Here is a 1,671-nt window from a genome sequence, read left to right as displayed (position 1 = left end):
CGGTCTTCGGCCACATCCATGATCTTGTACAGGTCGATGCCGGTCTCGACACCCATACGGTCCAGCACGGCGCAGAACACTTCCAGCGGCGTGTTGCCGGCACCGGCACCCAGGCCAGCGACAGAGCCATCGACACGGACTGCACCCGCTTCGATCGCCGCCAGGGAGTTGGCGATCGCCATGCCCATGTTGTGGTGGCCGTGGAAGCCGATCTCGACATTGGCGGGCAGTTCGGCGCGCAGCAGGCCGATCTTGGCGCTGACTTCATCCGGCAGCATGTAACCGGCAGAATCGGTGGCGTAGATGCAGTTGGCACCGTAGCTGACCATCAGCTTGGCCTGCTCCAGGACCTTCTCCGGGCTGACCATGTGCGCCATCATCAGGAAGCCGACGGTATCCATCTCCATCTTGGCCGCCATGCCGATGTGCTGTTCAGACACGTCGGCTTCGGTGCAGTGCGTCGCCACACGGATGGTGGAAACGCCGCAGTCCTTGGCCATTTTCAGGTGATCGACGGTACCGATGCCCGGCAGCAGCAGTGCAGAAACCTTGGCGTTCTTCATCTTCGGCACCACCGCGTTGAGGTACTCCTCATCGCTGAAGGCCGGGAAACCGTAGTTGACCGAGGCACCGCCCAAACCGTCACCGTGGGTGACTTCGATCAGCGGCATGCCCGCTTCATCAAGACCGGTGGCGATATTGACCATCTCGTCCAGGCTGATCTGGTGACGCTTGGCGTGCATGCCGTCACGCAGGCTCATGTCGTGCAGACGGACTTTTTTACCTTGCAGATTCATCTCTCAATCCTCCGTCTTAGCCGCGAGCCGGCAGTGAAATGGTGCCGTTGGCCGCTTCTTCAGCGAACATCTCGGCGGTGCGCAGACCGGCCGCGGTCATGATGTCCAGGTTGCCGGCGTACTTGGGCAGGAAGTCGCCCAGGCCTTCCACTTCCATGAAGCAGGAGACGCGGTTGCCGTCGAACACGGGGCCGTTCACCAGACGGTAGCCCGGCACGTATTTCTGCACTTCCTTCACCATGGCCTGCACGGATTCGGTGATGGCGGCCTGATCCGGCTCGCCTTCGGTCAGGCAGTGGATGGTGTCACGCATGATCAGCGGCGGCTCAGCCGGGTTGATGATGATGATCGCCTTGCCTTTCTTGGCTCCACCCACCTTCTCAACGGCACCGGCAGTGGTACGGGTGAACTCATCGATGTTCTGGCGTGTACCCGGACCTACTGAACGCGAAGAAACGGTGGCGATGATTTCACCGTACTCCACCGGCTGTACGCGGGAGACTGCCGCGACCATCGGGATGGTCGCCTGGCCACCGCAGGTCACCATGTTGACGTTCATTTCCAGGTTCTTGGCATGGTCAGCCAGGTTCACCGGCGGTACGCAGTAGGGGCCGATGGCCGCCGGGGTCAGGTCGATCATGATCACGCCCAGCTCGTTCAGCTTGCGGCTGTTCTCGGCATGGACGTAGGCAGAGGTGGCGTCGAAGGCAACGCGGATATCGTCTTCAAGTACGTGCGGCAGCAGACCGTCCACACCGGTGGCGCAGGTCTTGATGCCCATCGCTTCAGCACGCTTGAGGCCTTCGGAGGTCGGGTCGATACCGACCATCCAGACCGGCTCGATCCACTCGGAGCGTTGCATCTTCATCAGCAG

At 61.5% G+C, this 1,671-nt stretch carries 2 protein-coding genes; both read right to left on the bottom strand.

Annotation, left to right across the window (positions count from 1 at the left end; all coding sequences use genetic code 11):
• The coding region (dmpG, locus tag ABD013_RS18450) for a 4-hydroxy-2-oxovalerate aldolase (RefSeq protein WP_343809139.1) at positions 1-797 on the bottom strand (797 nt) is incomplete at its 3' end.
• Between the two features lie 16 nt (positions 798-813).
• Positions 814-1,671: acetaldehyde dehydrogenase (acetylating) (locus ABD013_RS18445; protein ID WP_343809138.1), on the bottom strand; the 858-nt coding region annotated here is incomplete at its 5' end.

Origin of the sequence: Marinobacterium maritimum (assembly GCF_039523155.1) — a bacterium.
In the GTDB taxonomy this organism is placed as follows: domain Bacteria; phylum Pseudomonadota; class Gammaproteobacteria; order Pseudomonadales; family Balneatricaceae; genus Marinobacterium; species Marinobacterium maritimum.
The sequence above is the reverse complement of the archived record's forward strand: the minus strand, read 5'-3'. Positions and strand labels throughout refer to the sequence as shown.